An 8,356-nucleotide genomic window follows, 5' to 3' on the forward strand; every position below is an offset into this window, starting at 1 on the left:
GTTTGAACGTCCGGTGTGGTTTGAACGTCCGGTGTGGTTTGAACGTCCGGTGTGGGTTGCGAAGGGATAAGTGGCTTTTTGACTGGGTCTCGAAAGTCCACAGTCTTCGCTACTATTGCGGTGAAGGCACCAATGCCTAGCGCAATTGTTTTGGCAAAGAAAAGTGAGCGTGCGAACGACGTCATCGACAGCCACGCTAGGAATATCTTTGTTAAGATTTCTGATTCCATAACCTATGCAAGCTTATAGTTTATGGACGGACATGACTTCGTTGCCGCGGGGGTCGATGACTTTGACGGCGATGCATTTGTTGGGGCCGGCGGGGAATGGGAGGGAGATGGTGCCACTGAGGGCCTCAAAGCGGTCATCATCCACCACGCCACCGAGGGCTTTGGCGAGTTTTTCCCAGGCGGATTTATCCGGGAAGAAGGCCTGGGTGATGCAGAAGGTGCGGCCGTCGTAGTCGCCATCAAGGAACCAGGCGGCGACTTTTTGGTCGCTGGTGCTCTGGATGGTGTTGGTGACGGGGTTGTAGATGTCCACGCCTTCCATGGTGACGGTGTAGTTTTTCTCTTTGTCCGGGCCTACCACACTGGTGCGGGGTTGGCCGAAGACGCTGAAGAGTTGGCTGTTGGGGGTGTCTTTCAGCAGGCCAGCCATGCCGGGATTGACGTCCGGACGGATGTGGGCCATGTGGATGTGGAGTTTGGGGTGGCTGGCCTCGGCGATGGTCGCCTGGGCGGGGCCATCGAAGGAGAAGCCGGCGATGACCAGGGCATCGTAGCCACGGCGGCTGGTGGAGCGGATGAGGTCCTCAACCTGTTTGGCGGTGATGGGGCCGTATTGGGGACCGAAGGCGATGGCGACGTTGGCCTTGCCATCGGAATCCGCATCCTGCTCGCCGGCGGGCACCCAGCGGCCCTCGGCATGGAGGGTGCCATCGGTGCCGGTGATGCGTTCCAGGCGGGAGAACTTCATCTGCTTGTTATCCGGGAAACGGACGCCATCCATTTTCAGGAGTTTTGTCATCTGGTCCAGATAGGCATCCACATTCTGGCGGGAGGCAGCGGAATCGCCAGCGAGATCAAAGGCATCGGGCAAAGCCTCCGGAGCACCAGCGAATTCGGGTGATTCGGAAAGGGAGACTTCGGGGGGCTGGACGGCCTCGACCGTGAAGGGGCCGGAGACGCGGACAACGCCTTTTTTGATCTCTGGCTTGTCCACAAGTTCCTCCTGATCGGCGTTATCGGCGATACATTTGTTGACCTCATCCATTTTGGTGCGCCAAGCTTTGCGATAGGTGGTGACGGCATCCTGGAGTTCCTTGGGCCAATCGGAGTCGGTATCAAACGGGACCTGCCAATGTTCCCATTCCTCTCCTTTTTTGGGGAGTTGCCAACGACGTTCATCAGCATCCGTAATGGATTTTTTGCTTTCGTGCCGTTGCTTAGTGACAAATTTGGCCGCTAATTTGGAACGGTGGACGTCTGTGATCTCATGCAAGCCAGAATTGCAAGCGGCGAGAGCCTTGCTAAGCAAGGATTCGTACTTAGAAAAGATCGGATCAAGATTAGCATTCTGCGCAATAGTCTTCAATGAGATATGAGGAACAGTCTTGCAGACGATATAGGAGTACTTAATCTTGGGCACCGGGGGCACCTGTCCCTCGGCGGCGATTTTGGCCGGGGGGATATTTTTGCGGGTGGCGTCCGAGTGGCGATAATCGCCAATGGAGAGTTCGGAGGGGCCGTTCGTTTTTTTGCGTGGAGGCATAGTGGTTTAAAAACGCTATAGGTGGAATTATGCAGAGGGTGTAGAATGCGGGGAATGTTTGCTGGGACTATAGGCCCGTACAGCGGTCGGGACGGCAAACCTGGTATTCAGGAAATGCACCATGTAAACGGAACTGGAGAGTTGTTTTAGGTTGAGATGACGTTTGATCTCAACCGGGGTGGGCGGACGCCCCAGACGGTCGAATAAATCCAGGTAGGTCTTGAAAATGTTAATCTTAAAGTCCCGCTGCTTGACGGGCCGGCGACTTTTTGCCCGATTACAGTTGCGGCATAGGAGTTGAAGGTTTTCCGGGCACGAATCGTGGGCGTCGTCATTGCGATGATGAAAAGTAAGGTCGTGATGGGTGTGGCATTCCTCGCAGCGAAAATCCGCTGCAACCATGATATCCCACAACACCTTGGTGGATGGAGGGGCGGTGTAATTATTGCGCTTGGCCCAGGATAATGCAACCGAGCCGGGATTGGAGGGGACAAAGGAGGAAAGGAGGGCGGCCAATACTTCATCCTCCGAGAGGCCGAGAAGGCTTATGAGACGTTGAACATAGTCGGAAGCGGCAGGCTGAGCAGGATCTGCCACAGGATGGTTGCCAGATTCAACGGTTTTTTTGCGTGGAGGCATAGGGGTTTAAAAATCGTATTTGCCACAGGCGGCGTGCTGGCAGACGGCACGGACATCACACCTGGGGCAGTGGTCTTTGGCGGGTTTGGGCGGGTACTTTTTCTGGACGACGCCGGTAATCAGGGTGTTGGCACGCGCGGTGGCGGATTGGGTGGTGGCGGCATCCACCGGGATGTTCACGCGGGTGCTGGTGGATAGTTCGTGCAAATAGGCAGCCTCCACCTGGAGACCTTCCCCCCGGCCGGCCGCGGTGTAGATGGCGAGTTGGAAGGCGAAGACGTCGTCTTTATGGGCATCCGTGGTGGTTTTGTAATCCACGATGGCGAGGCGGTCGGGCTGGCCTTTTTCATGGTCCAGGATGACATCGGCCCGGCCTTGAACGACGCCGGAATCGAGGTGGAGCTCGAAGGCGCGCTCGGTTTCCCAGACGCGCAAGAGGTCCTGGGAATAGGCGCCGAGGTACTGGGCGACCAGGGAACGGGCCTTGGCCAAGAGCTGCTCGAAGGCGGGGCGGTTGGCAAAGGGGAGATAAAATTCATCCGTAAAGAGCTGCTCGACCTGGGTGGCGGTGGGCAGTTTCTTGCGCTGGCGGGTGAGATCGGCCAGGCGGCGCAAGAGGTGATGGATGGCTTTGCCATAGCCGAGCTCGGTGGCGAGCTGGGGCTGGAAGCCCAGGGAGCTGCTGAGGCGGTAGCGCATGGGGCAGCGTTCGTACAGGGCCAGCTCGGAAAAGGTGAGGGTGGGCGGGTCATCCGGCGAATCCTCCTCCGGGGTAAAATGGCCGGGCAGCGGGAGACTGGTCGCAAGATCGGGCGTTTGGCCGGCAACGGCGGTGAGGAATGGCGAGGGGTTAAAGTGGTTCTTCTTCTGCGTAAACCAGGAAAGGTAGAGGGCATCCCGCGCGCGGGTCATGGCGACGTAGAAGAGGCGGCGTTCCTCGGCATCGCCACCCTCGTAGCGACGGCGGGCTTCCTCAGGGAAGGCGTCTTCCGGCAAGAGCCAATCCTGGGAGCGGCCGGATTTGCCGGAGGGGAACCGTTTATCGGTGAGGCAAGGGACAAAGACGACGGGCCACTCGAGGCCTTTGGCCTGGTGGACGGTGAGGATGTCCACGGCGTCGAGATCGAAAGTGTCTTCCCCCTCGAAATCTTCGTAGGCGTCCAGGGCGTAGTATTGGAGGTAGCTGAAGAGGCCACGGTAAAACCAGAGGCCGCGGTCCTGGCCGGCCCGGAAGACGCGCTGGCCGGCATCCTCGACGTAACGGGAACGACGGGTGACGTGCTCGTAATCGGCCAGGATCTCGGAGACGCGGGCGAGGCAGCCCATGCGGGCGGCGTCGGCAGGGTCGGCCAGATCGAACTCATGGACTTTGAGCAGGCGCAGGAGGCGGTAAAAATCGCGGATGAGGTTGACCTGGGTGGATTTGTCATCCACGAGTTTCTGCCAATCGGTGAGGTATTCCTTAAGGTCGGGGATGGTTTTTCCGGCGTTAAAGGTGCGGTAGTATTGGGTGCACAGGGCATCCAAGGTCACCGGTTCGGAGGGGGTAAAACGCTCGGATTTCCAATCGTTGGCGACGAGCCAGGCGTAGGTCTGGCCAATCAGGGCGGCCTCGGGCTGGCGGAAGAGGCCGGTGCGGCCAGCACAGGTGAAGGGGATGTTGCGCTCGCGCAGGGCGTTGATGAGCGGGTCGGATGAGGTGCGGACGGAGCGGTACAGGACGGCAATATCGCGATAGCGATAGCCGCGCTGGGCCAGGCGCTGGATGGTCTCGGCCAGGGTGGCGGCTTCCTCAAGATCGGTGACGCCGGCCCAGCAGTGGACTTCAGTCTCGCCAGCGGAGCGATGGGAACGCATCTGCTTGGTGAGGCGGGGCTCGATGGAGGCGACGAATTGGTTGGCGTGGCGAATGATCTGGGGACGGGAACGGCGATTGATGGAAAGGGGCTTGTCGGCAGCGGGCTGGTAGCGCTTTTTGAAGGTCAGGATGTTGGAGACATCGGAGCCGCGCCATTGGTAAATGGATTGGTCATCATCACCGACCACCGTAAGGTGGACGGGGGATTTGGCCAGGAGGGAGATGAGTTTTTCCTGGGCGGGATTGATGTCCTGGTATTCATCCACCAGGAGGTGGCGCAAGGGGCCATGGACGCGCTGGTAGATATTGGGGGTTTTGAGCGCGAGGATGGCCTCGGAAATGAGCTGGCCGAAGGAGAGGAAATGGTAACGGCGCAGCATGGCGACGTATTGCTCGTAGCAATGGGCGAAGGGGGAGTCGCCAAGGTCCTGGGGGGTGAGGAGTTCGTTTTCCGCCACCTGGACGTTTTTCAGGAAATCGTGGATGGGCGCCCAGTGTTTATCGCCAAGGCGGTCGAGGCCGAGGGTGCGGTATTCGCGGGAAAGGAGGCCGGCGAGGCGATTTTCATCGAGGGTATCGTAGTTGCCGAACTGGGGGACGTGGTCTTGGAGCATCCGCAGGCAGTAGGCGTGGATGGTGCCGATGAACATGGGGCCCAGGCGGTCCAGGAACGCCGGGCCTTGATCGGCGGCAATGCGGCGGTGGATGCGGGATTTGAGGCTGGCGGCGGCACGCTCGGTGAAAGTGAAGGCGATGATGGCAGCGGGGGGGACGCCTTCATCAATGAGGGTGGCGACGCGACGGGCCATGACCTCGGTCTTGCCGGAGCCGGCACAGGCGATGATTTGCAGGTGGCTGCCGCGATGGCTGATGGCGCTGAGTTGTTCCTTGGATAAATTCATGGGAGATGGCCTACGCCCAATGACCGGGCTGGGGCAGGGCAAAACGGACTTATGACCTGATATGGATGCAAACAGGCCACGTCGCCAGCGCAATTAAAACCACTCAACATACTACCCAACGCCTTGAAAGGACATAATGTTGCATGAAGTCGTGCGGATTGGCGAGGGAAAATATTAGGTGGGAAATTTTCGGCTTTGCCTGGGTGGCCGGAAGGCTACACTGCGCAGAACGAACTATGAAACTGGTCAAACGCCTGATACAGCAAGCCATTCATGCGAGGTTATGGCTTTTCTGCGTGATTGTGGGGCTGGCACTGCCTGCCGCCGCGGCCGAAGCCAACCCGCGATTAAACATCGTCTTTCTGCTGGCAGATGACCTGGGTTGGAGCGATCTGAGTTGTTACGGCAGCACTTTCTATGAAACGCCCAACCTGGACCGCATGGCGCGCGAGGGTGGGCGATTCACCCAGGCGTATGCCGCCTGCCCGGTGTGCAGCCCCACCCGCGCCAGTCTGCTGACGGGCCGTTATCCGCAACGCACGGGGGTCACGGATTTCATTGGCGCGACCCAGCCGGATAAGTGGAATCGCAATACCCGCCTGTTGCCCGCCGCCTACCGCGAGCGGCTCGAACTGGAAGAGGGGACCGTCGCCAAAGGTTTCAAGGCGCACGGGTATGCCACCTTTTTTGCCGGTAAATGGCATCTTGGTCCGGAGGGGTTCTGGCCGGAGAATCAGGGGTTTGATATCAACAAAGGGGGCATTGACCGGGGCGGCCCGTATGGCGGCAATAAATACTTTTCCCCTTATGGGAATCCGCGCCTGGAAGACGGACCACCGGGCGAGCATTTGCCGGACCGGATTGCGACGGAGACGGCCAAGTTCATCCAGGCGAATAAAGAGTGCCCCTTCCTGGCTTGGGTGCCATTCTATGATGTTCACACGCCTTTAATGGCCCGCGCTGATCTGCGCAAGAAGTATGAGGAGAAGGCGCGCGCCGTAAAGCATGCGGGGCCGGATTGGGGCAAGGAAGGGGAGCGCGAAGTGCGATTGGTGCAGGATCATGCCGTCTATGGCGGCATGGTTGAAGCGATGGACCAGGCGGTGGGCAAGATCCTAAAGGCGCTGGAGGAAAATGGGATGGCGCAGCATACGCTGGTGCTGTTTTCATCCGATAACGGCGGGCTATCCACCTCGGAGGGGCACCCGACGTCGAATCTGCCGCTGCGTGGAGGCAAAGGCTGGCTGTATGAAGGCGGGATCCGCGAGCCGCTGATCGTGCGGTGGCCCGGGGTGGTCAAGGCGGGGGCGGTATTTGATAGCGTGGTCAGCAGTCCTGATATTTTCCCGACGCTGCTGGAGGCGGCCGGGTGGCCGTTGCTCCCGAAACAGCACTTGGACGGCGTGAGTTTCGTGCCGGTGCTCCAAGGGCAGGCGCGCGCGCGCGGGCCGGTGTATTGGCATTATCCGCATTACGGCAATCAGGGCGGGTTCCCCGGCGGCGCGGTGCGGGATGGCGATTGGAAATTGATCGAGCACTATGAAGACGGCGCGGTGGAGCTGTATAATTTGCGGGAGGACATCTCCGAAAGCCGGAACCTGGCCGCCGCCGCGCCGGAGCGCGTCAAGGAATTGCAAAGCAAGCTCGCCGCCTGGCGGACGGAGGTCGGCGCCAGGATGCCCACGCCCAACGCCAAGTATGATCCCAATGCGCCGCGGCCCAAACAAAAGCGCGCGGTAAAGAATGCGCGGCTGAGCAGTTCGGAATAACCCTGTTCTCATGAAAACCATTTCCCTGCTGAGCGTCTGGTTTGGATTTACGGTGCTGCTGGCGGCGGGGCGCGCGGAGTCCAGCGCCAGTTCCGACGGGTTCACGGTGGATGCCGACTTTCCCGGCGGCAATATTCAAGTGGTGCGGACGGAACCGGGCCGGTTCATCCTCGCCCCTGATCTGCGGGACACGCAGACGAATCAGTGGTGGTTCTTCTTTAACGTCCGCCTGCGCGGACCGGCCGGGAGTGCCGTTGAACTTGCCTTTGCCGAGAAGAAACCCATCGGGGTGCGCGGGCCGGCGGTCAGTACGGATGCCGGGCTCACCTGGCGCTGGCTCGGGGCGGAAGCGGTGAAGAGCATTCGCGTCGGGGAGAAGCCGGGTTGGTCCTTTACCGCGCGGATTCCCGCACAGGGCGGGGAAGTGCGCTATGCGTTTTGCCCGGAGTATCTGCAAGCGCATCTCGATCTCTGGCGGCAACGCCACTCCGCCAACCCGGCGCTCCGGGTGGAAGAGCTTTGCCGCAGCCGGAAAGGCCGTCCGGTGGAGCTGTTGCGAGCGGGCTGCCTGGATGACCGCAAGTCGCCCGGCATGGTGCTGCTGACCTCCCGCCATCATTGCTGCGAAGCCATGGCCACTTATGCCATGGAGGGTTTTCTTGAGACGGTGCTCGGCACCAACGAGCTGGCGCGGCAATGGCAATCGCATTGGCAGGTCGTCGCACTGCCGTTCATGGACAAGGACGGCGTGGAAGCGGGCGATCAGGGGAAGAACCGCCACCCGCACGATCACAACCGCGATTATAACGCCGCGCCGCTCTATCCCGAAGTGGCGGCGCTGATGCGGCTCGGCCAGGAAATCAAGGCGCGCGTCGTCGCCTCGGTGGATTTGCATTGTCCGTACATCAGCGGCACCTGGAACGACCGCGCTTACATGGTGGGCTGCGCGGATCCCGGTTTTGCGGCCCGGCAGCGCGCGTTGGCGGACCGGCTGGAACAGACGCGCCGCGGCCCCGTCCCCTTCACTACCAGGGATTGTCTCTTGGAATTCGGCAAATCCTGGAACACCGCCGGCAACTTCTCTCAGGGACGCTCCTCTTCCGCCTGGGCGCGGGATACGTTTACGTCGGCGCGGGTCGTTACCACGTTTGAACTGGCCTATGCCGATGCGCAAAGCGTGGAAGTCAACGCGGAAAGCGCCCGCGCCTTTGGTGCGGACGTGGCGCGCGCGCTGGCGGCCCAACTCTCCGCGCCGTAACCCGCTTCCGCCCGCCGGGAAAGGGGTCAAACTCGAACAATGACTTGAAAGTTCGACCGCCAGTAACCAAAAATTGGGATAACTATAACCATTCCAGTTTATGCCCCGACCGAATAGCCAAGTGTTGACCAACGTCACCGATGCCTTGGGACGTTCT

At 60.2% G+C, this 8,356-nt stretch carries 6 protein-coding genes; 2 read left to right on the forward strand and 4 right to left on the reverse strand.

Annotated features, from left to right (window positions below; all coding sequences use genetic code 11):
• The 4 genes from WCO56_27355 to WCO56_27370 all read right to left on the reverse strand — a co-directional run.
• Positions 1-230 (reverse strand): hypothetical protein (locus WCO56_27355; protein MEI7733319.1); only part of this gene is annotated, 230 nt, incomplete at its 3' end.
• 13 nt (positions 231-243) lie between these two features.
• Entirely contained in the window at positions 244-1,773 is a 1,530-nt protein-coding gene (locus WCO56_27360; GenBank protein ID MEI7733320.1) for a hypothetical protein, read from the reverse strand.
• 27 nt (positions 1,774-1,800) lie between these two features.
• The gene (locus tag WCO56_27365; GenBank protein ID MEI7733321.1) at positions 1,801-2,370 is read right to left on the reverse strand and encodes a hypothetical protein; all 570 of its coding nucleotides are present in this window, start codon (positions 2,368-2,370) and stop codon (positions 1,801-1,803) included.
• A 48-nt stretch (positions 2,371-2,418) separates the two neighbouring features.
• Positions 2,419-5,172, reverse strand: a complete 2,754-nt coding sequence (locus tag WCO56_27370) for an ATP-dependent DNA helicase (protein MEI7733322.1) — start codon at positions 5,170-5,172, stop codon at positions 2,419-2,421.
• A 236-nt stretch (positions 5,173-5,408) separates the two neighbouring features.
• Between WCO56_27370 and WCO56_27375 the strand changes: the two genes are divergently transcribed.
• Entirely contained in the window at positions 5,409-6,941 is a 1,533-nt protein-coding gene (locus WCO56_27375) for a sulfatase (protein ID MEI7733323.1), read from the forward strand.
• A 10-nt stretch (positions 6,942-6,951) separates the two neighbouring features.
• On the forward strand, positions 6,952-8,199 hold the full coding sequence (locus tag WCO56_27380) for a hypothetical protein (GenBank protein ID MEI7733324.1): 1,248 nt from the start codon (positions 6,952-6,954) through the stop codon (positions 8,197-8,199).
• Positions 8,200-8,356: the final 157 nt, after the last annotated feature.

It is taken from the genome of Verrucomicrobiota bacterium (assembly GCA_037139415.1).
In the GTDB taxonomy this organism is placed as follows: domain Bacteria; phylum Verrucomicrobiota; class Verrucomicrobiia; order Limisphaerales; family Fontisphaeraceae; genus JBAXGN01.